A 23,350-nucleotide genomic window follows, 5' to 3' on the forward strand; every position below is an offset into this window, starting at 1 on the left:
ATGAATGAGGGAGCCAAAGGGCTCAGGTCAGCCGCAATCGATGAGCACTTTCCTGAATTTGCCGATGGTTCACCAGAATCGCCAAACATAACTCAGGCAAAGGAGTATATCGCTGAGCGCATCACGGAACTCCCAGCCGATTTGTTCGAAATGCGAGAAGGACCTTTGCCAACGGGTATAGCTTCGTCCATCACCAAATTACTGCCTGATCCGATATATATTCCTGCCGTAAAGAACATCAATGACGACCTTAAGACATCGCAATCGACTTCTTTTGGGCGTCTACTTGGTCTGTTGCTGGAAGACATGGCTCCGGATCTAGATAACATCAATAACGCGTTAAGTGATTTGAGGGCGTTTTTTAATCGCGTTGAGGTGGAGGGTGAGATTGAGGACAATCGCCATCAGAAGGTAAAGGACCTTGAATCTGATATTGAAGCTCGGCTTGCGGAGAATTTTCCAGCAGTCAAAGTCGAACTCGAAGTGCCGCCGCCAGAGCTCAAAGCTATTCTAAACTCAGCGCAGATATTCGTCGATGACGGTTCAAAAGACTCTATAGAGAATAAGGGTGATGGGATTAAACGCTCACTGACGTTCGCGCTACTTCAATGCTATGTAAATCGCTTGTTTGGCGGGCCAGAGGCAGCAGGTGACGGTGTGGCGCCGCGTCCAAATTTATTCTTGTTTGAAGAACCAGAGCTCTACCTCCATCCCAAATCGCAACGTATTCTCTTCGCAACTTTGGAAAAAATTTCTCGCCGTTTTCAGGTTGTGGTGACTACACATTCTCCGCTTTTCTTCGCTCCTGGCATCACAGCTTCATTTGTTCGTATCTCGAAGGAGCGCGCGGACCCCAAACCAATTGGTGTAATTCATGAAGTAAATTTTGATCTCGATCCAGCAAGTGCAGAAGCCTTCAGGCTTGCTAAATTCGAAAATGCTGATGCTGCCTTTTTCAGCCGCCGCGTTGTGCTGTTCGAGGGGGAATCCGATGATGCATTCTTCAAGCACGTTTCAAAGACAATCGATGAGGAATGGGATTTTGACTCACAAAATATCGCTATGGTTCAGGTATCCGGAAAAGGGAACTTTGCAAAATTTCGCCGCTTTTTCGAAGCGTTCGGTATACAAGTCAAAATCGTTGCGGATCTGGATGCCTTTTTTGAAGGCTTCCAGCATTTGGGTGCAGATGGGGTGGAAGATATTCGCAATACGGCAATCCAAACCATTGACGACCGTGTGGCCGCCCTGAATATTCCGGCGGAGCCAAAAGCGAGGCAAATCAAGGCGAAAGTTAAAAATGAATCATGGCAAACGCGTTATGCAGACGCCAAGGCAGCTATCCGATTAGCTCAAGAAAATGGAAATGTTCCGCCTGAGGCACTCGAAACTATAGATAGCCTATTCGTTTGGGAAGATGACATTGCACGTGGTGAAGTTTGCTTGATTGACGATGCGGCACGGGCGGCGCTGACTCCTTGTATAGATGCGTTGCGTGCGCAAGGCATTTGCGTGTTATCTAAAGGAGCAATTGAGGATTATTACCCCGATGAGGCGCCGCGTAATGGCCCAAAACCTGAACGTGCACTGGCAGCTATTCAACTAGTTACTACCGCCGAAGTAGCTCGAGCGTTAAGCGCCCCACTAGTCGAAGGCCGAGAACCGGAACTCGCGGAAATTTGCGCCGAATTGTTTGCTGACAGATGAAAAACATTTGAGCGCCCAAACCATCGCAACGGTTAAGGCGACTTTATAACTTGTTGTTTCGCCAAACGTCGAAACCAGCTAAAGTAGCGCAATGAATTTTCGTTTCATTCATACTGCTGACTGGCAGTTGGGTCGACCGTTCGCTCAATTCGAATCTGAATTGGCCGCACAGCTGGCTGACGCCAGGCTGGGCGTCATAGAACGGATTGCAAAGGTCGCCCAAGATGAGGATGTCAAACATGTCTTGGTCGCCGGTGATGTTTGGGACACAGCCTCGCCGTCCGACAAGCTCCTGCGCCAGCCTCTGGACCGGATGCGCACCACAGATGTTGCGAACTGGTGGCTCCTGCCGGGAAACCATGACCCCGCAGAACCGCATGGTCTTTGGGATCGACTACATGCCATTGGTCTGCCGGATAATGTTCGCCCGCTAACGCAGGCGACGCCTGTCTCGCTGTCGGACAATGTCACCCTTCTGCCAGCACCCTGGATGTCAAAAGCGCCCGGAAGAGATCTGACAGCTGAATTCGGTTCTGTCAGTACGCCGCCGGACACGCTGAGAATCGGCCTCGCCCATGGCGGGACCTGCAGCTTTTTCGATCAGTCGCCGCAGTCAGCAGCCATCGCAGAAAACCGAGCAGCCACTGCGGGGCTTGACTACCTCGCTTTGGGTGATTGGCACGGCGTACAACAAGTCGATGAGCGGACTTGGTATGCCGGAACCCCTGAACCGGATCGCTTTCCTAACAACGAGCCCGGATCGGTACTTGTGGTGGAGCTTGCCAAATGCGAACTGCCGATCGTGAAGCCGGTTAAAACTGCCCTCTATACTTGGACGCGGGATCGTCTGGATTGCCAAGACGGCGTTGATCCATGCGCGGAGGCGACAGAGCTCTTTGATGCGCATGGTCCTCGACATCGCCGCCTGAGCCGGCTTGAGCTGCATGGCGCGTTGCGCCTCGATACGAGAATGCGCTTCCTGAACTTTTTAGAACAAGAGCGGCAGAGCCTCGCCCATCTCCGACTGAAGAGTTCGGGTCTTCTCAGCTTGGCCGACCCCGACGCGCTCGATGAAATCGATAGAGAAGGCACGCTGAGAGATACAGCGACAAACATCGTCGCAGTGATGAATGACGAGGATCGGCCCGAAGACGAAAGGGCAACCGCACGCCGTGCGCTGGATTATCTCGCAGCATTCGCAGCCGGGTCAGCGTGAACCATGAAACTTCGCGCGCTTCGTGTTCGGAATGTCGGCCCCTTCGGAGAGCAAGGCTGCGCGCTGGAAGGCCTCTCAGACGGCCTGAACGTCATTCGCGAACGAAATGAAGCGGGCAAATCCACGCTCTTCACCGCGTTGCAGATTGTGCTGTTCGAAAAGCACTCAAGCACAAAATCGGCGCTCAAAGAATTTAGACATGACCGGGGCAGCGGCGCTCCGTTCATAGAAATTGACCTCGAAGTCGACACCAGAACCTATCGCATCTCAAAGCAGTACCTTTCTGCAGCGTCAGCTGTGGTGACTGACGCTCTGACAAATGAACGCTTGTCGGAAAAACGGGATGCTGAAGACTGGATCGCTCAGCTGATCGGAGGCGACAAACCAGATGACGGCCCCTCAGGCATGCTCTGGATACGGCAAGGCGATCCCTACTTGCAGCCAAAACCGGAAGGCAGCGCAGGCGAGGCCCTGTTTTCTGTGCTCGAAGGCCAAGTCGATACGGTTATGGGCGGCCAGCGCGCCGCGAGGGTTCTGGAGCGTGCTGAAAAACGTCTCGCCGAAATCGTCAGTACAAAACAGATGAATCCAAAGGGCGCTTTCAAGGACGCTATTGGCCGTCTGGATGAACTAGAAGGAGAGAGGTCCGATTTTGCGGTCGCCGTCCAGCAATCCGAGGCTGATCGAGAGAGATTGCTCAGTGTCTTGAAAGAACGCGACGCCCTCACAAGCGAAGACGATGAAAAGTTTGCTAAAGACCTTGCCGAGGCCCGAAAAGAGCTGGAAGCCGCAGAAGGCGCTTCAGAGAAAATTCGCGGTCTTCAGTCTGAAGTCGGCGCCTGCGAAACGACGTTGAAAGCTGCGGAAAATGCACTAGAGCGGTATAGCTCGGATTTGGCGTCCGCAGAGAAACTGCGGGCATCGATTCAGGACAAACAATCCGCGATCGAAAGCATCACGGAGACGATCGAGGAGGGGGAAGCGCCCCTGGACGATCTTCGGCAACAAGCTGCGTCAGCTGAGACAGCCCTTAAGCAAGCCAGAAAAGACCACCAAGACGCCCTGTCGCGGGACAAGCGTCGCCGCGAGATTGCGCAGCGACGCTCGCTAACGAAAGCATTAGAGCGCGCCAAAGATCTCGCTTCGCAATTGAAGGCTGCTGAAAAAGAGGCTGGCGTTTCGCTACCCGATCTGTCCGACCTTGAAGACGCCAACCAGGACATTCTCACATTTGAAGCACAGGCGCGCGTGGCGAGGCCTGAGCTGACAGTGGAAAAATCGAACGCACCCGTTCTACTAGACGGCGAGGCGATCGGCGATACGGGCTCTGTTAGGCTCTCGGGGAAAACGAAGCTCAATTATCAGGACCTTGAGCTTTTGATCGACACCCCAGATGTTCAAGGTGCGGAAGAAAAACTTGCTAAGGCGACAGAACGGCTTGAGAGCTTGTTGGAGTCTTGCGGCGCCAAAGACATTTCTGACGCACGGCGCCTGCATGAAGAACGCAATTCTGCACAACAATCCGTTGAACGGCTGAAGAATGATCTGAGTACGGTTGCGCCGAATGGCATCGCAACGCTCGAAAATGAACTCGCGGCTCTGCCGGACGATGAAGAAGAGGATGACGAGCCTGGCGACCTTGATGCGCTCGCCCGTGCGAGCGAACTTTCGGAAGAAGAACTGACGCGCATCGTCGCTGAACGCGATACGGCTGCTGAAGGAATTCAAAAGCTTCGAAATCAGGTGACGATTCTCGAAACTCAGATCGAAGGACTCGAAAGCCAGCTGAGCGACTTGGACACCGTATTAGGCGCTGATGACAAACGCGAGGAGCGCAGGACTGAGTTGAGCGACGCTGTCGTGGAGGCGAGACGGCGATGGCGAGAGGCGGAAGATCGCCTTGAAACTGCCGAACGTGATCGCCCATCGCTTGACGGGGCGCAAGCGCGAGTAAAACGACTCGAAGCCGCGGCACAAAATAGATCGGAGGATCGCCTGCGCTTATCGAAGGCGGAAGGCGAATTGCGTGGTCGGCTGGCGCAGGCCGGTCAAGAAGGGGCCTCGGACAAACTCGCTGCCGTGGAAGCGGAAATCACCAGATGGCAGGAGCGAATTTCGGCCTTTGAAGAAGAACGAGACGCACTCATCCTTCTCGTCGGCGAACTCTCCAAGGCGCGCGCGAGCCGGCGTACAAAATTCTTTGCTCCCGTGCGACAGGCAGTCGATCCATTGCTGTCCATGGTCCTTGGCAGTGCATCGCTCGCCTATGATGATCGTCTTGGGCCGGACGAACTCGAACGCAATGGCATGCGCGAAAAGCTGACCCGTCTTTCTGGCGGCACGCGCGAGCAGATCGCCGTCCTGACCCGCCTCGGCTTCGCACAGGTTATGGCAGGCAAAGATCGGCACATTCCCATCGTTCTGGACGACGCCCTCGTCTATTCAGACGATGAACGTATTCAGAAGCTTTTCGACGTCATTAATGTCGTCGCCGCAGACGTCCAGATCATCGCCTTTTCCTGTCGGCAAAAGACCTTCGAAGCGCTCGGTGGCAAAACAATTCACCCAGTAGACTTTCCGGTGCTGCGATGAACCCGCTCAACTTCTTCAAGCGTCAGAAAAGCACTCCGGCTAAACGCACGATCTTCAACAGAGGCATTCAATTCGAGATTAGCGAAGGTGACGCCACGACCATTCGTATTGCCGATGTTGAACAGTCGATTGGAGGCGTTCGACAGCTGACACAAACTGGCGTCAGCGAAATGGTCGATCGAAAACACGACCTCGATTATCAGTATGCGCTGTGCCAGCGGCTTATGGCCGAAGGCGACATCTTACCATTTCCTTTCGAGCGCGCAGTCATCCTGCTTCGAAAAGCCAAGAGGTTAGAGGACGAGCAGGCAATCTGCCGTTACGTTGCTGAATGGTGCAGGAATGCCGAGGAGAATTGGGACGGTCGATCCGCGAAGCATTGGTTGAGCCCGAAGCTTCAACGGATCGTAGCACGCCTGTCCTAAGCCTGACGGTTTGTTTTCATTTTTCACGTGTGGCCGCTCACGGGACAGGACCCGCTTTTTGTCCACATTTCGATTCCGGGAACTTAACAGCGTCGTGATTGCTCCGTAGCCACAACGGCCAAAATGCTGGGCACTTTTTATGAAGATGTGAAGGTTCGCCAATGAGAAAACATGAGGTCCGCTTCTGCGTCAGCTTGTAGGCAGTAAATTGCAAATCTTTATGTCTGGTTTGAGGACAGAGCAGTCATTCGCGAAGCTATGCTCAAACGGCAGGGAAGGGCCAAGCACAGTCACTCTGTCACTCGAAACTTTCGTGGATCAGATGAGCGATCGCAGCAGTGGATAAAATTTATTGTTGGCGACGCGTAGTGACAGGGCGACTAGCAACAAGCACTGAATTCACCCGTCACTCTCTCCTTGTCCGGGCATACGCCGTGTCTATTTCTTTAGCCGGACACCAGCGCCGCCATCTATACACTCTTTGGGATCAAGGAAAACAACTCCCCCTTCTTCCAGTGCGCGACGAACAGCTGCGACATTGGCCTCCGTACTCGCTGACGGTCCGCGGTCACTCTCCATTCTACGTACCGTTGGCACTGATAGCTTCGCGACTTCCGCCAATTTCGGCTGGGTCCAGTCTAGAAGGGCTCGGGCAGCGCGTAGTTGAGCGGCGGTCAAATTAGGCATTTTCTTTTTCAGATCATATTTACATAAAACGATCACGTTGCTATATTGCGTGATATCAAACGACTCATGTGTACCATAAAGGTAAACCGATGTCCCGACGGCCTTGCGGCGCGGCGAATGCCAATCCATGCGCAAATTCACAGATTTCTCGCAGACAGCTCATCGCCGGTTCAGCTGCAGCTATCATTGCGCCAGACCTTCCTGCGCAGGCGGACCCGGCGGTTGGTGCTTGCATGTCCTGGTTATGCCTTGAAGCAGAATACTCGGTCCTCACGAAACGCTGGCAGGAAATCGAGAGCCATCTACTCCGGCTAGGCTTTTGGTGTCATTCGTCCTCAGACCACCCTGCAAGTAATACTGAAGCAAGAGAATTGGAAGCGATCGATCGGCAGTTGGATGCCCTGGATGAGAAAAGACAAGAACTTCTCACCTGCCTTCCAGAAATACCGGCCGGCACCCTTCGTGGTATTGCCTTGAAATTGGACGTTCTCGCAAGCGTCATTCGACCGGGTGAGAACGAGGACGTGTGTAATCTTGTTATGAGCGTCGTATGCGATTTGAAGACGATTAAGATGTGAATTCATTATTGGCATCGCGTAGGCTCTGGATCTTTAGGGAACAGCGTGCGTCGCGACGCGAAAAATCCCCGATACGGGTTGGATTCTGGCCGACTCATCCTCCGAGTTCATCCAGCAGGTTCAGGAAGTCTCCAAGGTCTCCATCACTCATCGCGATCTCTGCGCGAATGAGCAGGCGAAGCCGGTTGGCCTGATTTTTCAACCGCTGCTTCTCGGTCATTTCTCTCTCGGTCGCCGCACGGGCGCGACTCTCTTCGGCTTCGGCCAGGAATTTCAGGATTCGCGCCTCGATCTCCTCATTTTCCAGGCCTGCTTTGGCGAGCCGGGATTTGAGGTTGGTGAGCCCTTTGTCGATCAGCTCTTCGGTTTCATCGCGCAAGGTCGACCCCCGCTTTGGATTGGCCTGCATCTCCATGATTGCGGACAGCTGATCGCGCAGCTTTGGCAGGAACTCCGACCCGAGACTCGTCAGCGCATCCGATCTTGCTCTTGCTGGCAGGAGCGCCTTCCTCTCCTTGCCCGATCGCATCTCCACGAACGCCTCGACAATGAACTGACTGGCTTCCACCGCACGGGCCGAGTTGAGGAGCGTGGCAACCATCACGACGCCATGTTCGGTAAACACCCATGGCGGCGACCGTCTTCCACCCCATTGGCTGCTTGAGATCACATCCTGTGATTTCAAGTCATCGAATTGCGCCTTCGTTAGCTGGAACGCCCATCCCTTTGGAAACCGCTCCAGGTGCCGCTTTACGGACTGATTGAGCACACGCGTTTCGACATCGAAAAACCTGGCGAGGTCTTGATCGAGCACCACCCGCGTACCCGTCACATCGACGATCTGCACGGGCGCACCATGAGGCACGGGTACAAGGTCTTTGCTCATGATTACGGCTTTCAACTTGAGGTCACAGATTGTGATCTCAAGATTCTGCAGGTTCGCCAAGGAGTTGTCGGGCTTCGCGGCAATAGATTGCGCGACCGGTCTTCAAGACCGGTCCGGATCCTTGCGGTGATAGGAGCGACAATAGACTCCTCCCGTTCGACAATGCTGAAGACGAAGATGCCCTGCCAAGTGGGTAGGGTGTTCACACCCCATGCACCTTCGATGCTGACAGACAGCCGAGCGTCCCAGTCTCAAACACCCACAGCTAAAGGAAATCTCGTCCGGAAAAGCCGTGTACGGAAGGATCTGCTAGCGATTACGAAATTTTCGGCGAGCGGCATACGAGCCAATAACTACGAGCGGATGCGTCGAAGAAATACGTATACGTCAGCGTTCGTGTTCAGTGTCACGTTCGCCCGGTCTCTGACGTAGGCTGATCCGCAAGCCTTGCATGCTGGATGAAGTTCGCGACGCCTGCGCAATGGCGCTGATCATTTGCTGCACCGAGGGCAAGGCGCGGGCTGGCGATTGTGTGCGAGCTTCGTGACCTGGCATCGGGCCGTGGCGGGTGCGAGCGCCGATCTGCGCTTGCTGCTGGCGTGCTCTGGTGAGATCGAAGCCGAGCGTTCTGGCCTCTGCTTGCCAGGCCTGGAACAGTACGGCGCGCTCTCTCGGTCTTTTGGCCTGCCGTGTGCGCAGGGCTGCCAGTTCCATCCCCTTGGCCGTACGGTAGCCATAAGTGTCGGCCGCGCTTTCGATCGCCTGCCTGCGCTTCGAAAAGGCCCGTTCGATGTCGCGGGGGATCGCGGCAAGGCGGAAGCTCGTGCCATGGCGCTCGACGGCATGGCCATCGCGCTCGAGTCCATTGGCGAGGTGCGCGCGGTAGATGGCGCCGGCGTCCTTCTGGGCCTTGTAGAGATTGCGGCTGACGAGACTGCCCCAGCTCCCGTCACGTCGAGGCGCCAGATTGAAGATGAAAGCATGGGTGTGGAGCTGAGGGTCGAGATCACGGCTTGTGTGGTGATGGAAGCGGGCAATCGTCAGGCCGGCGACCGGTTCGCGGATCGCGCCGCCCTTGCCACGCCGAGTGAATGCGTGATGGTCTTCGAGATGGGTGGTGGCAGCACGAACGGCCTGGCGGTGGGCGGCTTCGATCCTGACGCGTTCGGCAGGGGATGAAAGCGCCCACATGACCGAGACCGATTTCGGGGCCGAGAACGTCATGTCCCAACCGGGGGCGTGCGATTTTCCGATCTGGGTAAGGCGCGTGCTCGTTCTCGGATCGTGCCCGTTGAGAGCGGCTTCGAAATCTGCCTTCGAGACGGGGCCTTCAAGCGCGAGCCGTTCAGCGCCTCTGCCGTCCCATTCCCCATCTGCTTCGGCTTCACCCTGGCCTGTATAGTATTCGTCCTCAGCCATATGCTTGAAATAGCTGACAGCGGCGGCAACGGACTTCCGGGCGGAGATCGATGCGACCATCAGGTGTCGTGTTCCCGGGAGAATGAATTCCGGATGCGTTGGGCGACTTCCGGCGACAGGAGCGAGGTGGGGCCGGTTCCCGGCAAATCGGGCAGCGGCGCAATCTCTCGGGCAGGTCTTGTCGTCCAGTCGGCGAGCACACTGCCGGGGCGCACTTCGCTGAGTTGCGGATAAGGAAGGGTGACTTCGTAGGCATGCTCGCCCGGACCAATGAGGAGCGCGCGGACGCCTTGCTTGAATGCGCCCAGCCTGTCCGACAGTTCCGACGGTGTGATGACAGGGCGAACTTCCCGCTCCTTTGTCCAGCGTGTCGAAAATTGGCCGCCTGATCGTGTCTCGCTCTTGCGGTAGAACTCGACGGTCTGCTGGCCGATCAACCGGCTCGTCGTTTCGGCGCTCTGCCCCAAGTTCATGCGGGTGATGATGTGCGTGCCGATCATGCCGATCCATGCATCGGCCTGGTCATGGCCGTACGTGTTGCGGATCTGGGAAAGGTCCTGCGCGCCGAGCACCACGCTGATGCCCTTGGACCGGCCGACATCCAGCAGGGTCGAGAAATGGGGCAGGCGTTCGAGTTGAGGGAACTCGTCGAGGAAGAGCCAGGTACGCCGTGCGGGGCTTTCCTGCATGGCTGGCGAAGCCGCGTGAGAGGCGAGAAGACCAATGATGCCGGACAGCCAGGACTTGGTCAGCTGCGGAAAGCGTCCGTCATGCTGAAGCACGATTGGGTGGCAGGACGGATGGCGCAACCATTCGCGGACAGAGAAGGATCGCCCGTGCGAACTTTTCGGCCAAGCTTCGGCGAGGACGCTCACCACGTTCATATGAGCTTTGAAGGTCGAGATGATGCTTTGCGTGGTCTTGCTGCTTGGTTCTTTCAGGAACTGGATCGCTTCGGGGTGGTATCGTTCGGCAATACCGAGAAGCGCATCCGCGTCGGCGACCACCAGTTTCCGGAGGTCTTTCCAACCCCAGCCACCTCCATGTCTGACCTGGAGTGAGATAATGCAGGCAGTCAGGATCTCGCGCGCTGCATCTGACCAGATACGGTCCGACCGGCTTTCCGGGATGAGCCGCGCCGCGAGCTCACGCGCTTCCTGAGGGGTCTGGCAGTCGGTTGCGATGTCCCATTGCAGTGAGCGGGCATCATGCGGCGCAATGATATTGCCGATCCTGGGCAGCTTCGATGTCATGTCGCCTTTGACATCGAGCACCAGCACCTTGTCGCCGCGCTCAATGGCCTGAAGCATGAGGTGCAGCATGGCGGTGGTCTTGCCCGCGCCGGTACTGCCCCAGATGAGGAAGTGACGGCTCTCACGGTCGCGGCTGATGGGAATGCCGGGCGGAAACTCAAGCCCGGATCCGGACCGGCGGCACTCGCGTCTTGACAGGGACTGGAGCGCTCGTCGTGCGGTTTTGTCCGCAAGGTGCTTCCGCCCGCGAATGACTTTGGGGGGTGGGCGGGCGGTCATCGTCTGACGGACAAAGCCGATCAGGGCGAGGAGTGATAGTCCCGTCAAAACCGCGACGGCATTGTGCCGGAGCATGAATTGCCCGGTCGTTCCATAGTGGTCGAGGATGCGTCGACATCTCGGCCAGTCAGCAGATCCGATAGGGTCTCCAATGAGTGAGGTGATCCGGGCTTTGCCGCATCTCGCCATGAACGAGCTGTCGTGGCGAGCGTAGACGTCCGCCTCGGTATAGGTGCCAGGTGGATATAATTCGAAACCGAGCTTGTAGGCTCCGGAAGCAGCTGCGCCACACAGGACGGCAAAGGTGAAGAGGATGGGCTTGAGGTGTCTCATGGAACGGGTCCTCAACCGGCGGTTCGACCGCTGAGGGCGAGGAGCAATTGTTCGAACATGGATTCAATGCGTCCAAGCGAGCCGGACTGCTTGTTGACTGTGGTCGAAGCTGCAGCAAGGTCCTGGGACAGGGCTGCAAGCCTTCGCTCGATCTTCAGGAGGCGTTCGGCCTGCGTGTACGGATCACCGTCTGTCAGGCCCGACAGGATGAGCTCTCGCGCGACGCCGGTCGGGGTTCCGGACATGCGGCGAGCCCGTACGGTCAGCTGTTTGATATCCGACTCGGCGAGACGGATCGAAAGTGGGCGTGTCTTGTCGGTCATTGGGGTGTGCGCTTCCGCTGGTTCTGTGCCTTCTCGCACTCGGCGAGCCAGCGAAGCACGGTGCGACGGCGGTAGCGGACCGCCGTGCCCAGTTTCAGGAAGGGTGGCCCACCGCCACGGCAACGCCAGGTAGCAAGCGTGCAGATCGGAACGCCGGTCAGCCGGGATACCGAAGGCGTGTCGATGGCTTCATCGAGCCAGTCGGGATTGTGCTGGAGGATGTCTTCGATTTCGGGAAGGGGATAGGTGGGACTGGACATGGACTCTACTCCTCTTTTGATGAGTAAAACTCAGCCCAGCACATCTCGAGTAGATAAAAAAGAGCAACAATTACATGTTATTCTGTCTTCCTACCGGGAACTTCCCGCGTTTTCCTGAAAGACCCCGGAAAGGCACTTATTTCCTTTCTGACACACAAAAATAATTTTGTGTGGTACAGTTGTTGAATCAATTATCACACAATGGTAATTGTGTGTGGTAAGTGAAATTGGAGTAACACGCCTTGGCGTTTAGCAGGCATACACAGGTTGCACAGGCCGCCTACCATGACCTCGTTTCTCTCCTGTTGGACGAGACAGTGACGGACCTGCGCGGGGCACCGACCGCCCGTCAGATCAACGGTCGGACCTACTGGTATGATCGCTACAGAATCGGCACTGCGATACACGAGACATATCTCGGTGAGGAAACTCCGGACCTGCTGGATCGCTTGGAGCGGTACGAAGCCCTGAAGGAAGAGCGTGTTGGACGAAGGCGTGAACGGGCACGCCTCGTGCGGCTCCTTCGAAGCGAGCGGTTTCTCGGTCTCGATGGCGCAAGCGGCAGCCTCATCTCGGCGCTGGCCAAGGCGGGCACCTTCAGGCTTGGCGGCGTGCTCGTCGGAACGACGGCCTTCAGGTTCTATGAGGGTGAGCTTGGGCTCCGCCTGAGTCTGGACCAGACCGCCATGACCAACGACATCGATATAGCGAGCTTCGAGAAACTTTCACTCGCGCTCGGTGATACGGTCGAGCCGCCCCTGAATGAAGTTCTTGGCAAGTTCGATTTCGCACCCGTTCCATCGACCGACAGAAATCGCGTCTGGCGCTGGCGCCAGTCAAATACGGAAACCCTGGTCGAATTCCTGACGCCTTCTTTTGAAGAAGAGGAGGGGGTAAGGGACCTGCCTGCCCTGGGGGTCAGCGCGCAATCGCTGCATCATCTCAATTACCTGATCGCCGAGCCACTGAATGCCGCTGCGGTTTACCGGGAAGGCATCCTTCTGAAAATTCCGCGTCCGGAGCGCTATGCGATCCACAAGCTGATCGTATCCAGCCGTCGAAACGACGGACCGGAAAGTCTGAAAGCAAGGAAGGACCTTCTTCAGGCCGAACTGCTGATCGAGATCCTGTCCGAAGATCGACCGGCGGATCTCGCTGATGCCTATTCGGATGCCATGTCGAGGGGGCCGCGCTGGCGCGAACTAATCGGTCGCAGCCTGATCAGATCGCCGGAATCCAGAAAGAGAATTGAACTCTCGATCGCGGGATGAGCGAAAAATCTGAACAACCAACCTTGGTCGCGTCCGGAATAGAGTAAGCTCTGCCACTGGTGAAGATCTTGCGTCCGCCAGAAGACGGCTGATGTCGGCACAAAGCCGCGATCTCCGCAGGTCTGTCTTGGGCGCTTCGGAGAGCTTATGCTCTTGGAGGCTGAAAGTCAGAATTTGAGCCACGATAAGCAAGACCGATGTTCGAGCAAATTCGACGGCCCTTCACTACAAGAAGTTCTAAATCTTTTGAGTGTAGGTAGTGGAAGTTCAGACTAGCGCTACAAAGTTCTCAGTAGCTAAACGCCAACCCCAATGACGGGTGTCCCTACGTGCGATGATGGAAAACTACCGGCACCAACACGCAGTGGGCCAAGGCTTCTTCCATACAGCAGAGCTCAGAGAGAATGGCCTGCCACGGCTCCGCTATGTCTATGATTGTGGTGCAATGAAGAAGTACGCGGCTGCGCGCGACGATCAGATAGACAGCTACATCAAGTCAGTTGTCGCCGATGCCATGATCGACATCCTGTTCCTGTCGCATATCCATTACGATCACGTGAGCGGTGTGGAGCGACTGCTCGCATCGGGTACAGGCTTGACCGTTGACACAATCGTCCTCCCTCTTCTGAACGAGGCAGATCGACTTATCGCCTACGCACGAGCGATAGGCGAAGAGCCGGGAGTCGCGGACGATGAATTCTACCGCTCGCTCGTCGCGGATCCCGCCGCAGCACTATCAGCCTTCGGTCCGCGCCAGATCCTATTCGTCAGCCGTGGGGACCCTGGGGGTGGCGCGCCAGGCAGCGGAGGGACTGACTATCCAGGAGGCCCAGATCAGGAGCGATCGGAAATATACGGGCGTAAGGGCGAGAGGAGCTTTGAATGGAAGCTAGTAGGCTCCGGTAAATTCAAGCGAATTGATTCAATTCAACAGGCGGACGATGGAGCAACGCCTTCGGTACAGGTCGCCGTTATCGATGATACTCTGGCATTCTCTATGATGTCAGTGTCAGCCGCCCACGCAGGAGGCACTTCGGCCGTTGCCGAGTGGCTGCTCGCCCCTTTTGTCGATCCAATCATCGAGGCAAATCGGCGGAAGTTCATCAAAGCTTTAGCGAAAGCCATGTCGATGAAGGTGCCCGACCTCGAGGTCTGGCTGAAACAAGTCAGTAATTTGCAGGACCTCATCGTGAACGGCTTGCACTACTTGGTGAAAGCTTATGGCGCTATTGCTCAGGACTTTAACATCACGTCTCTTTGTCTCTATTCAGGACCAGGGTCGGTGACTCCGGTGCCCCCGCAAACCCATTATGCCGGGTTTGGTGCATGGTGTATGATGGATTCGGATGCTAAACGCATCGCCTGGTTAGCGACGGGTGATGCAGCGCTCAAGCCTGACAAGCGTTCTGCAGCATTCGCGAAGCATTACGGGCAGCTCCTGAAGGAGGTAGCGACCTTCGCGCTGCCTCATCATGGATCTGATTACAACCTGAACTCAGAGCTCATAAAGTCGATCGGCGCGAGCTTCTTTGTTGCGGCGGCGGATAAATATTCGAACTGGAAACATCCGGGGCCGAAGACTGTGCAGGCCGTCGCGGGCCTCGGGCGCTTCGTCTCAAATGTGACGAGTGCGTCCGCATCCGAAGTAGTTGAGACCGTGACGATATCCTAATTTAAAAGGGATAGCTGGAGAAACAGCTTTGATCTCATCGATCCGTCATGGAAACAGCGGGTAGGCCAAGCGACCACTGGTATCGGCTGTTTGCAGGAAGCGGTCATTCTCTCGCTGATCTCCAGCATCGCATTTTGGCAAGGAATTGCCGGAGATGTGAAACGCTCCGAGCGGCTTGAAAGAGCGCAAAAGAGACATTCGGGCAGGTAATGTCGGTGACCGGGATTGGCCCTTTTCGGTCTAAGCTGAGCAGACGTGTTAATGGCGGAGCGTCTTCTCATTCCTGCCGCTTGCGACCCGCGAGATCAGGATGTCGGCGTCACGTTATGCCCGGCCTGTCGCGGCTAAGCCTTAGCACCTGTTCCGAACGGGCCATGGCATCTGGATCAAGCACGTTGTCCACGATACGGACGTTGGCGTCCAGGCACTGGCGGCTGAGATCGCACAGCAGGTAGCCATTGCGGCGGTTCTCGAAAAAGAAGGGCTGAGCGAGGCTCTGGTAGAAAGCGCTTTCGGCGGCGTGGCGCGCATCGCCGCCGCCGCCCGAGGAAATGGCGCCGACGACGAGTTCGCTTGCAAAAGGCTCGCTGCTTGCCGCATCTGAAAGGCCGCTCGCATAGAAGGCGTGGATATCGCCGCCGAGGAAAACCGTGCCGGGCAGGCCTCGGGATTTCACTAGGTCGAACAGGCGCGCACGGGCCGCCGGATAAGCGGTCCAGCGATCCGAGCTGTAATGTGGTGCGCCTTCGATCGTGCGCAGATAGGAGGTCATCTGCGTGGTCTGGGTGATAAAGTTCCAGGCCGCGCCGGAAACGCCGAAACCGCGACCCAGCCAGGTCTCCTGCGTCTGCCCCAGCATGGTGCGGGCGGGGTCTGATGCGTCGCAGGTGACCCAGCTCGGGGTTTCTCCGTCCGGCCCCCGGCAGGGGTGATCGGAACGATACTGGCGCGTGTCGAGCAGGTCGAACTGGGCCAGGTCGCCGAAGACGGCGCGCTGATAAAGTTGCATGGATCCATCATGCGCTGGGCGAGAACGGCGGCGGATGGGCATGTGCTCGTAATAGGCCTGGTAGGCGGCGCAGCGCCGAGCCGCCCAGCTTGTCGCGGTGTGGCCCTCTGGCGTGTGCCCATCGCGGTAATCGTTCACCACTTCATGGTCGTCCCAGATGACGAGCCAGGGCGCGACCGCATGGGCGGCTTGCAGGTGCGGGTCGGTTTTGGCTGCCGCATGATAGGCGCGATAGCTCTTCAGGTTATTGGCTTCCGGCGCCGGCATGCGCCGGACCGGCATGGTCCAGGGCGTTTCATAAATATAGTCGCCGACATGCAGGATAAGGTCGGGCGCCTGCTCGGCCATGTCGCGGTAAGCGCCGTAATAGCCGACCGAATAGCTCTGGCAGCTGGCCACGGCGAAGCGCAGCTGGTCCAGGGGAGAGCCGATGACCGGCGAGGTGCGCGTACGGCCTGTCGGGCTGACGGCGTCACCAGTGTGGAACCGATAGAAATAGTCCCGGCTGGGCCGCAGACCGCCAACTTCCACATGGACACTGTGCGCGAATGCGGAGCGCGCAAGCGCGCGGCCGGAAGCGGCGATGCGGCTGAAATCCTCGGTCTCGCTGACCTCCCAACCCACCGCGATATCGCCCTGCAACACGTCATCCTCGAACGGCGCGGGCGCAAGCCGGGTCCAGAGCACGAAGCCATCGGCCAGCGGATCGCCTGAGGCGACGCCCAGCGTGAAAGGATAGGCATCGAAGCACGCGCGTCCTGACGGCAAACTCTGGCAGCCCGCGAGCAAGAACCCTGACGAGAGGGCCGATTTGAGAAGCCAGCGACGGTCGAAGTTCTGGGACATGGCGCGATCCTGTTGACGTCGATGCGGGACGGGCCGAAGCCCGTCCCTCCCGAGGGGAATCTCCTGACTGAAGATCAGTAGGAGGCCGTCAGGCGCACGCCGTAAAGACGGGGCGGCCCAAGCACTTCCGCGTCGACGATGAAGTTCGACGGGATCTGGACATATTCCTCATCGAAGAGGTTCGAGCCGAACAGCTCCACCTGCCAGCGATCATCAGCGCTGCGCAGTCCGACCACCGCGTTGAACAGGCCATATTCCTCGACGCTGAGATCAGGCTCATTGCCCGCGCCCGAGAAGTACTGGCCGGTCCAGCCATAATTGGCGTTTGCAAACACTTCCGCATTGCCACCCAGGACCGGGTACCAAGCCTGAGCGGCGATGGAGTACTGGTTCTCGGGCGAGTTGCCGAGGCGGTTTCCGGTATTGCCCGCCGATCCCGGGATTTCGAAGCTGTCGAACTCGGTGTTCAGATATCCATAAGTGGCGTCCACGCTGAAATAGTCGCTGAACTGCCAGCCAGCCTCGAATTCGATACCCTGGATCGTGGCGTCGGCAGCGTTCTGCACGGTGCCGAAGAAGGTCAGGCGGTTGAAGACAAATTCCTGCTTGCCCTCATAGCTCTGGTCGAAGGCCGTGACGTTCAGATAGCCACGCCCATCGGCGAATAAGGTACGTACGCCGATCTCGAAGGATTTGATCTTTTCCTCCTCGAAGGGCTGCTGGAATTCCGCCAGGCTGTCATCGGTGGTGTTGAAGCCACCGGCAGTGAAGCCCTCGGAGTAAGAACCGTAGAGGGTCAGATCCTCGTTCGGACGCCAGGTGATCACCGCGCGCGGCGTGACGGCGTCGAAATCCTCGCTAAGACCCTGGGCGTTGAAGTTGGCGCTTGAATTGTTGAGGTTCCGGAAGTCCAGAGAGCCGGTCCGCTCCTCAAAGGTGTAGCGAAGGCCACCGGAGAGTTCGACTGTCGGCGTCAACTCATAGGTCGCGTCGGCGTAAACCGCATAGGCTTCGGTCTCTGCGCCCTGGAAGTAGATCTCGCTCAGGATCACCGCACCCGTGCCCGCGGCGCGGCGCTGGCGGTATGTGGCAGCCTCGGAATCCTCGCTGAGATAGTAGACCCCGGCGATGACATTAAGCGGCCCGTCATAGTCGCTGGTGAAGCGGAATTCCTGGGACCAGGTCTGCGGCTTTTCGATTTCAGTGTTCACCTGCTGGAAGCCGAAGGGTAGCAGCGTGTAGCTCAGGCCGTTGAAGCTGAAATCCTCGCGTGCATCGGATTGGCGATAGCCCGTGATGGACAGGAACTCGCCCGCATCGGTCTGGTAGGAGGCGCGAAGCGACAGGCCGAAGATGTCACGCTCGAAGCCTTGCGGCACGCCGACGGCGGAGGTGCGTCGGTCGCCATCGTCCTGAACGTCGATCGTGGAGATGGTACGGCCCGAATTCTCGTCATGCTGGTAGTCCGCCGACAGCACCGCGTCGAACTGCGCATTCGGTGCCCAGCGGAGCGCGCCACGAACGCCCGTGGCGTTGAAACCGTTCTGCTCCTGGCCAGTGAGAATGTCGCGGCCATAGCCGTCACGGTCCTCATAAGACATCGAGAACTTGCCGGCCAGCGTGTCCGTAATCGGACCATTGATCGCGCCGCGCGCTTCGAATGCGCCGAGGTTTCCGAAGCCGATCTGCCCCTTGGCGGTGAATTCATCGAATGACGGTTCAGCCGTGCGCAGGATGATCGCGCCGGAAGCCACGTTCCGACCGAAAAACGTGCCTTGGGGGCCGCGAAGCACTTCAACGCTCTGAAGATCGAACAGGTCGATATCACCCGCGCTCGGGCGGGGAATGAACACCTCGTCGATGAAAACGGCCACCGGCTCGTTGGTGCCGAGGGCGCCCAGCGTGTTGGCACCCCCACGTATCGCGAAGATTGGCTGGGTGTCGGAGAAATTGGTGGCGAGGAAGTTCGGTGTCACGCGCGAGATGTCAGTGATGGAGTCGATGTCGAAGTCTTCCAGCGCCTCGGCAGAAAAGGCGGTGATGGCGGCGGGCGTGTCCTGCAATGAGGTCTCGCGCTTCAGCGCGGTGACGACGACCGGCTGGATGCGGAGCGTGGACTCCTCTTTCGCGGCAACGTCGACAGATTCTGCCTCCTGTGAGGTCGCCATCGGCGCCGATAGTGACAGGGCGATGAAGCTTGCGGCGCTGAGCGCTGCAAAGCGTGTGTTGGCAGGCATGGTGTTCCCCTCGTATGAAACCCGAATGATCTGGCGCGGGATGGCAAAGCGAGGGGTCGCGCCGTTTCCCACCTCATGATTTGGGAGAGGCCCTCGACCGCGCAGATTGGTTATCGATTCATAAAAATTTCACATTGGAAGGGCCCGGCCGAACTTTTTCGTAGCCAGATTGTTTGCGCCGACGCCTCTTCATGTTCATGGACAGGCAAGCGCGACTGGCAGGCAGTAAAGACACATGGCGGAACAAGACGAAGAGACGCCCGGGCGTGCTGCTTCGCCCGAGGCGTTGTTCCGGGCCTATGGACCGGTCCTGCGCCGCTATCTCGTCTCACGCACCGGCAATGAGGCCGACGCCAGTGACCTCGCCCAGGAAGCCTTCATTCGCTTCTCGCGGGTGCCCGATGCGCAAGCGATCGAGAATCCTCAAGCGTATCTCTTCCGGATCGCGGCAAATCTCGCGGGAAAATTCCTCAGATCCCGCGGCTCGCAGCCCCGCGCGGTTGATCTCGATGATGTGGCCGAAACCGCAGAGGCAAGCGACGGCGACGCCTTCGAGCGTTCTATTGAGGCCCGTTCGGCAATCGCAAGGCTGGACGAGATTCTCGGCCAGTTGCCCCCGCTCTATCGCGCCGTCCTCCTGCTTAGGAAGCGCGACGGTCACAGCCATGCCGAAATCGCGGAAAAGCTCGGAATCTCAACGCACACCGTGCACCATTATTTGACGAAGGCGCTTGCGCGATGCCGTGAAGACTGGGCGGAATAAGACAATGACAGATCAGTCCAACACGATAGAACATCTTCGCGAGGAGGCCGCCGGCTGGGCGGTCAGGCTGGACGCTGGCCCACTTTCCGACGACGAACGCCGCGAATTGGCCCGTTGGCTGCAAGGATCGCCCGCCCATGTGGACGAGTTCCTGACAGCTTGCGTCATGTTCGATCTGATGAGCGATACCGAAGATCGCGCGGCTATTGATTTCGCCGATCTCATGGTTCCGGCTGAAGAACCTGTCGTGTCGCTCCAGGCCGAGCGCGCACGTCGTGGATTTCTCGCGCGCCATGTGCAATCGATCAGCGCCGTGGCCGCCGCGCTCGCCGTGGCCGTGGTCAGCCTGGCCCTGCTGCGCGAGCCGGCAGCTCTTCCGACGTTGGAACCCACGCCCATTCTGGCCGCGACAGCCTTCGGAGAAACCGACACGCTGGCGCTTGAGGATGGCTCGACTCTGGCGATGAACACTGAAACCGAGCTGCGCGTCACGCTGAGTGACAGCGCCCGCACCGTGTCCCTGAGCACCGGAGAAGTCTTCGCCGACGTCGCGCATGCGCCGGATCGTCCTTTCCGCGTGCTCGCCGGAGACACGCCTGTCGAGGCGCTCGGGACGGCGTTCAACGTGCGCTACCTTGACGGCAATCTGCGCGTGGATGTGCGTGAGGGTGTGGTCCTGGTCGGTGCAGGCGACCCGATCGAGCGCGCCGCCTATACAGAGGCGCTGCAGACCGGCCCGGTGCAGCTTGAGGACGGTCGGGTCCTGCTCGGCGCCGGGCAGTGGATGGCGCTCGACATCGGCTCAACTGAGCCACGACTGGGTCGCATCGATCTTGCCAATGTCGCGGCCTGGCAGGAGGGGCGGCTGGTCTTCGAGAATACGCCGCTGGCCGACATCGCCGCCGAGTTCAATCGCTACAATCGAACGCGCCTTTTGATCGCTGATGCGGATCTGGCAGGTGAGCGCGTCTCCGCTGTCTTTGACGCCCGCGATCCGGAGGCCCTTATTGCCTCGCTGGAACTGACGGGTCAGGCGCGCGCGGAGCGTCGCGGCGGTGAGATCAGGCTGGTGCGCGACTAAGGTCCGGACCCTAGCGCTTCAGCCTCAACCGCACGCCATAGAGCCGCGGCGGGCCGAGATACTCTGACTGTACAACAAAGTCCGACGGGATCAGGACATAGTCCTCGTCCAGCAGGTTCGATCCGAACAGCTCCAGAGCGACGCCGCCGTCGGCGGAACGCAGACCGATTGTCCCGCCGAACAACCCATATCCTTCAATCAGGAGGTCGGGATCGTTTGTGGCGCCGGTGAAGTAGGCATCGGTATAGCTGATATCCGTCCGGCCATAGAGTTGCGCGCGACCCTCCAGCAACAGCCATTCGCCTTCCAGCCCCAGAGCGAACTGGTGGCGTGGAGATGAGCCGAGGCGATTGCCTGTATTGCCCGGCCCATCGCCGATCCGGAAGTCGTCATAGCGCGCATCGAGATAGCCGTAGGACAGGCTCGCCGACACAACGTCATTCAATCGCCAGCCGGCCTCGATCTCGACACCCTCAAGTGTCGCCTCGGCGGCGTTCACAATGGTGCCGAAGCCGGTATCGGGTGTGAGCACGAATTCCTGCTTGTCGTCATAATCCTGGTGGAAGGCCGCCAGATTTAGATAGCCGCGCCTGCCGGAAAGATTGAATTTCGCGCCGATCTCATAGGACGTGATGGTTTCCGGTCCGAAGGGCGCGGAGAATTCCTCGATCGTATCGGCTTCGGTGTTGAAGCCGCCGGCCGTGAAGCCGCGCGTGGCTGAGGCATAGTAGGTCGCGTCTTCGCTCGGCCGCCAGACCAGCGCGGCGCGCGGGGTGAGCGCATCGAAGCTCTCATCCAGTCCCGAGGACGAAAAGGACGCCGTCGGCAGCATAGCGTCATTGAAGTCGAGTGAGGCCGTGCGCGTTTCCACGCTGTAGCGAAGACCTGCGGTCAGATCGACCGTATCGGAGAGCCGCCATGTGCCATCGGCGTAGGCGGCATAGGCTTCGGTCTCGACATTCTGATCGACACGCAGTTCGGCAATCAGGCGACCTGCGCCCGCCGCAAACCGCTCACGGTCCACGATGCGATTTGAGTCCTCGGCAAGGAGATAGAGCCCCGCGACGAAGTTAAATGTGCCGGTCTCGGTGCTGACGAAACGAAACTCCTGCGTCAGCGAGGAGGGGCTTTCAGAAATATGATCGACCTGCTGAAATCCTGAGTTCAGTAAAGCGAAATTCAGCCCGCTGAAGCCGAACGCCTCATCGCTCTCGGACAGTCGCGCGCCAGTGATGGATATCCAGTCTCCTGCGGGCGTGCTGTAGGTCAGCCGCAGTGAGCCACCGAAAATCGCTCGTTCGAAACGTTGGTCGATACCGAGCTGTGAGGTGCGCCGATTCCGGTCGCCTTGCCCGATCACCGACAGTGTGCGCCCGCCATTGCGGTCAGAGGCATAGTCGGCAGACAGCAGAGCTTCGAAACGGGAGTTCGGCTGCCAGAGCAGCGCGCCGCGCACAGATGTGCGCGCAAGATCATCCTGCTCGCGTCCCGAGAGCAGGTCGCGGCCATACCCACTGCGCTCGACGCGCGAGAGGCTGAGTTTCCCGGCAAAATCATCGCTGAGCGGGCCGTTGAGTGATCCGCGCAGACCATAGGCATCCAGATTTCCGACTTCCGCGCTGAAGCGTGCCTCGAACGTGTCGAGTGAGGGCGCTTCGGTCGTCAGGATGATCGCTCCGGCCGCCGCATTGCGCCCGAAGAATGTGCCTTGCGGCCCGCGCAGCACTTCGACGCGCTCCACATCGAACAGGTCGAAATCGGCTGAGGAAAATCGCGGCAGGTAAATTTCGTCCACATAGATCACGATCGGCTTGCTCGTTGCGATCGCCGAAAACGTATTCGAGCCGCCGCGAATGGCGAAAATGGGCTGGGTGTTGTTGAAGGTCGAGCCGACAAAGTTCGGTGTCAGACGCGCCACGTCACGCAGGTTCTGAAGGCCTGAGAGCTCCAGTTCCGGCGCGGAAAAGCTGGTGATCGGCGCTGGCACATCCTGCAATTCCTCGTCACGTTTCAGCGCCGAGACGATGACTGGCGCCTGGCGCAGCGCCCGATCAGGTTCGGGCGGTGGCAACAGGCTTGGCTTGGGCTGTGGGACTGGGCGGCTGGGTTCAGGGCGCGGCTCCGGAGAGCGCGGTGGAGAAAAACGCCAGGGCGCGGCCACGGCAATCGTTCGTGCATTCACGAAACGATACTCAAGCCCGGTCCCCGCCAGCAGCGCGTCCAGTGCACTTTCCAGTGTATATTGCCCGTTCAATGCGGCGCTATGATGAGGACCTGCATCCTCGCTGAAAACGATGATCTGATAGCCGGTTTGCTCAGCCAACGCATTCAGGGCGGACTCAAGCCGGCCAGCCTCTGTCTGGATGTCGATCGTCATCTCGTCAGCACGAGGGAGCTGGGCAGCGGCATCGATCCAGCCGCTGAGGCAAATGCACGCCGCTGTCAGGAGCGCCCTGCCGGTGCTCCTTTTCGTGCCCTCTCCCCGACGATTATCTTGCACTGAGACGACCTCC

18 protein-coding genes are annotated in these 23,350 nt (G+C 58.3%); 9 read left to right on the forward strand and 9 right to left on the reverse strand.

Annotation, left to right across the window (positions count from 1 at the left end; translation table 11 throughout):
- From HY2_RS03280 to HY2_RS03295, 4 genes are all read left to right on the forward strand, one after another.
- Nucleotides 1–1,707 (forward strand): ATP-dependent nuclease (locus HY2_RS03280; protein WP_034824712.1); only part of this gene is annotated, 1,707 nt, incomplete at its 5' end.
- A gap of 91 nt (nt 1,708–1,798) precedes the next feature.
- Entirely contained in the window at nt 1,799–2,923 is a 1,125-nt protein-coding gene (locus tag HY2_RS03285) for a metallophosphoesterase family protein (RefSeq protein ID WP_034824714.1), read from the forward strand.
- Between the two features lie 3 nt (nt 2,924–2,926).
- On the forward strand, nt 2,927–5,515 hold the full coding sequence (locus HY2_RS03290) for an AAA family ATPase (RefSeq protein WP_034824716.1): 2,589 nt from the start codon (nt 2,927–2,929) through the stop codon (nt 5,513–5,515).
- Nucleotides 5,512–5,940 (forward strand): hypothetical protein, encoded by a 429-nt coding sequence (locus tag HY2_RS03295; protein WP_034824718.1) that lies wholly within the window; start codon nt 5,512–5,514, stop codon nt 5,938–5,940. Before HY2_RS03290 ends, HY2_RS03295 begins: the two co-directional genes overlap by 4 nt.
- A gap of 438 nt (nt 5,941–6,378) precedes the next feature.
- Here the strand turns inward: HY2_RS03295 and HY2_RS17425 are convergent, their stop codons facing one another.
- Nucleotides 6,379–6,627 (reverse strand): helix-turn-helix domain-containing protein, encoded by a 249-nt coding sequence (locus tag HY2_RS17425; RefSeq protein WP_034824813.1) that lies wholly within the window; start codon nt 6,625–6,627, stop codon nt 6,379–6,381.
- 233 nt (nt 6,628–6,860) lie between these two features.
- On the opposite strand from HY2_RS17425, the gene HY2_RS17430 reads away from it, so the two are divergent.
- A complete protein-coding gene (locus tag HY2_RS17430) occupies nt 6,861–7,205 on the forward strand; it encodes a hypothetical protein (RefSeq protein WP_146617150.1) in 345 nt (114 codons plus the stop codon).
- 94 nt (nt 7,206–7,299) lie between these two features.
- Here the strand turns inward: HY2_RS17430 and HY2_RS03310 are convergent, their stop codons facing one another.
- From HY2_RS03310 to HY2_RS03330, 5 genes are all read right to left on the reverse strand, one after another.
- Nucleotides 7,300–8,151 carry an ORF6N domain-containing protein gene (locus HY2_RS03310; RefSeq protein ID WP_051594665.1) on the reverse strand — a complete coding sequence of 284 codons (852 nt, stop codon included), beginning with the start codon at nt 8,149–8,151 and terminating at the stop codon, nt 7,300–7,302.
- A gap of 327 nt (nt 8,152–8,478) precedes the next feature.
- Nucleotides 8,479–9,570, reverse strand: a complete 1,092-nt coding sequence (mobF, locus tag HY2_RS03315; protein WP_034824722.1) for a MobF family relaxase — start codon at nt 9,568–9,570, stop codon at nt 8,479–8,481.
- A complete protein-coding gene (locus HY2_RS03320) occupies nt 9,570–11,375 on the reverse strand; it encodes a helicase HerA-like domain-containing protein (RefSeq protein WP_051594666.1) in 1,806 nt (601 codons plus the stop codon). The genes mobF and HY2_RS03320 overlap by 1 nt, the downstream gene beginning before the upstream one ends.
- Nucleotides 11,376–11,386: 11 nt before the next feature.
- The gene (locus HY2_RS03325) at nt 11,387–11,698 is read right to left on the reverse strand and encodes a hypothetical protein (RefSeq protein ID WP_034824724.1); all 312 of its coding nucleotides are present in this window, start codon (nt 11,696–11,698) and stop codon (nt 11,387–11,389) included.
- Nucleotides 11,695–11,958, reverse strand: coding sequence for a helix-turn-helix transcriptional regulator (locus HY2_RS03330; RefSeq protein ID WP_206740987.1), 264 nt, complete (start codon nt 11,956–11,958; stop codon nt 11,695–11,697). Before HY2_RS03330 ends, HY2_RS03325 begins: the two co-directional genes overlap by 4 nt.
- A gap of 242 nt (nt 11,959–12,200) precedes the next feature.
- Here HY2_RS03330 and HY2_RS03335 point away from each other — a divergent pair, with 242 nt between their 5' ends.
- Together HY2_RS03335 and HY2_RS03340 are read left to right on the forward strand one after the other, a co-directional pair.
- Nucleotides 12,201–13,229: a nucleotidyltransferase family protein gene (locus HY2_RS03335; RefSeq protein WP_034824726.1), complete on the forward strand. Its 1,029-nt coding sequence runs from the start codon at nt 12,201–12,203 to the stop codon at nt 13,227–13,229.
- A gap of 334 nt (nt 13,230–13,563) precedes the next feature.
- Nucleotides 13,564–14,901 carry an MBL fold metallo-hydrolase gene (locus tag HY2_RS03340; protein ID WP_034824727.1) on the forward strand — a complete coding sequence of 446 codons (1,338 nt, stop codon included), beginning with the start codon at nt 13,564–13,566 and terminating at the stop codon, nt 14,899–14,901.
- 319 nt (nt 14,902–15,220) lie between these two features.
- On the opposite strand, the gene HY2_RS03345 is transcribed toward HY2_RS03340, so the two are convergent.
- Together HY2_RS03345 and HY2_RS03350 are read right to left on the reverse strand one after the other, a co-directional pair.
- A complete protein-coding gene (locus tag HY2_RS03345; RefSeq protein ID WP_158533983.1) occupies nt 15,221–16,678 on the reverse strand; it encodes an alkaline phosphatase D family protein in 1,458 nt (485 codons plus the stop codon).
- A gap of 152 nt (nt 16,679–16,830) precedes the next feature.
- A complete protein-coding gene (locus HY2_RS03350) occupies nt 16,831–18,993 on the reverse strand; it encodes a TonB-dependent receptor (RefSeq protein ID WP_051594667.1) in 2,163 nt (720 codons plus the stop codon).
- A gap of 235 nt (nt 18,994–19,228) precedes the next feature.
- On the opposite strand from HY2_RS03350, the gene HY2_RS03355 reads away from it, so the two are divergent.
- Nucleotides 19,229–19,756: an RNA polymerase sigma factor gene (locus HY2_RS03355; protein ID WP_034824729.1), complete on the forward strand. Its 528-nt coding sequence runs from the start codon at nt 19,229–19,231 to the stop codon at nt 19,754–19,756.
- A complete protein-coding gene (locus tag HY2_RS03360; protein WP_146617152.1) occupies nt 19,737–20,837 on the forward strand; it encodes a FecR family protein in 1,101 nt (366 codons plus the stop codon). The genes HY2_RS03355 and HY2_RS03360 overlap by 20 nt, the downstream gene beginning before the upstream one ends.
- 10 nt (nt 20,838–20,847) lie before the next feature.
- Here HY2_RS03360 and HY2_RS03365 read toward each other — a convergent pair whose 3' ends face one another.
- Nucleotides 20,848–23,214, reverse strand: a complete 2,367-nt coding sequence (locus tag HY2_RS03365; RefSeq protein ID WP_158533984.1) for a TonB-dependent receptor — start codon at nt 23,212–23,214, stop codon at nt 20,848–20,850.
- Between the last annotated feature and the right edge of the window lie 136 nt (nt 23,215–23,350).

This window comes from Hyphomonas pacifica (assembly GCF_000682675.1).
GTDB lineage: Bacteria > Pseudomonadota > Alphaproteobacteria > Caulobacterales > Hyphomonadaceae > Hyphomonas > Hyphomonas pacifica.

What these genes read in the sequence shown, in the direction of transcription:
- HY2_RS03285 (WP_034824714.1), top strand. Translation starts at nt 1,799, where the DNA reads ATGAATTTTCGTTTCATTCATACTGCTGACTGGCAGTTGGGTCGACCG.
- HY2_RS03290 (WP_034824716.1), top strand. Translation starts at nt 2,927, where the DNA reads ATGAAACTTCGCGCGCTTCGTGTTCGGAATGTCGGCCCCTTCGGAGAG.
- HY2_RS03295 (WP_034824718.1), top strand. Translation starts at nt 5,512, where the DNA reads ATGAACCCGCTCAACTTCTTCAAGCGTCAGAAAAGCACTCCGGCTAAA.
- HY2_RS17425 (WP_034824813.1), bottom strand. Translation starts at nt 6,627, where the DNA reads ATGCCTAATTTGACCGCCGCTCAACTACGCGCTGCCCGAGCCCTTCTA.
- HY2_RS17430 (WP_146617150.1), top strand. Translation starts at nt 6,861, where the DNA reads ATGTCCTGGTTATGCCTTGAAGCAGAATACTCGGTCCTCACGAAACGC.
- mobF (WP_034824722.1), bottom strand. Translation starts at nt 9,570, where the DNA reads ATGGTCGCATCGATCTCCGCCCGGAAGTCCGTTGCCGCCGCTGTCAGC.
- HY2_RS03320 (WP_051594666.1), bottom strand. Translation starts at nt 11,375, where the DNA reads ATGAGACACCTCAAGCCCATCCTCTTCACCTTTGCCGTCCTGTGTGGC.
- HY2_RS03325 (WP_034824724.1), bottom strand. Translation starts at nt 11,698, where the DNA reads ATGACCGACAAGACACGCCCACTTTCGATCCGTCTCGCCGAGTCGGAT.
- HY2_RS03330 (WP_206740987.1), bottom strand. Translation starts at nt 11,958, where the DNA reads ATGTCCAGTCCCACCTATCCCCTTCCCGAAATCGAAGACATCCTCCAG.
- HY2_RS03340 (WP_034824727.1), top strand. Translation starts at nt 13,564, where the DNA reads ATGATGGAAAACTACCGGCACCAACACGCAGTGGGCCAAGGCTTCTTC.
- HY2_RS03350 (WP_051594667.1), bottom strand. Translation starts at nt 18,993, where the DNA reads ATGCCTGCCAACACACGCTTTGCAGCGCTCAGCGCCGCAAGCTTCATC.
- HY2_RS03355 (WP_034824729.1), top strand. Translation starts at nt 19,229, where the DNA reads ATGGCGGAACAAGACGAAGAGACGCCCGGGCGTGCTGCTTCGCCCGAG.
- HY2_RS03365 (WP_158533984.1), bottom strand. Translation starts at nt 23,214, where the DNA reads ATGACGATCGACATCCAGACAGAGGCTGGCCGGCTTGAGTCCGCCCTG.